The following is a 640-nucleotide window of genomic DNA, read 5'->3' as shown; positions in this document are numbered from 1 at the left end:
GTATCTGCTGGACGTGAGATTATTGATGATTGCGATATTATTATTTCCGTTCCTTTGCATTTTCGTCGTTTTTTGAAGCGACGTTATAATCAATCTGCTGAGCTTGCGCGTTATATTGCAAGAGTGCAGAAAAAAGAATTTAAGCCCGGTTGGCTTGTACGTTGTCGGCATACTCGCCCGCAGGTGAATTTATCTGCTCGGGAACGAAAACTGAATGTGCTGAATGCTTTTGAAGTACCACGTAAAGTTAAAAAATATCTAAAGGGACGTTCTATTTTGCTCATTGATGATGTTTTTACAACAGGCGCGACAGTTACAGCCGCAGCTGCAACATTAAAACGTGCAGGGGCGCGCCAAGTTGATGTGCTAACATTTTCACGTGTACTAAAAGAGGCTTCTATATTTCCTAATTCTTGAGAGAAGCTTTAATTTATAAATATTTTGAAAACATTGGAGAAAACACGATGAAAGAAATCATACTTTATACACGTCCTAACTGTCCTTACTGCAAGAGAGCACGTGATTTGCTTGATAAAAAAGGTGTAAAATATACAGATATTGACGCATCAACTTCTCTTCGCCAAGAAATGGTGCAGCGAGCGAATGGGCGTAATACATTTCCACAAATTTTTATAGGTGA

Annotated in this window: 2 protein-coding genes; both read left to right on the top strand. The window is 39.1% G+C overall.

The genetic code is table 11. The features are described from left to right. Positions 1-417 (top strand): ComF family protein (locus tag ACFIO5_RS12475; protein WP_375705571.1); only part of this gene is annotated, 417 nt, incomplete at its 5' end. Positions 418-464: 47 nt separating this feature from the next. Then, positions 465-640, top strand: a 176-nt coding sequence (locus ACFIO5_RS12470; protein WP_375705572.1) for a glutaredoxin domain-containing protein, incomplete at its 3' end; no start/stop codon positions are given.

Source organism: Bartonella sp. AA86SXKL, assembly GCF_042196885.1.
This window is presented reverse-complemented; position numbering and strand designations above follow the sequence as displayed.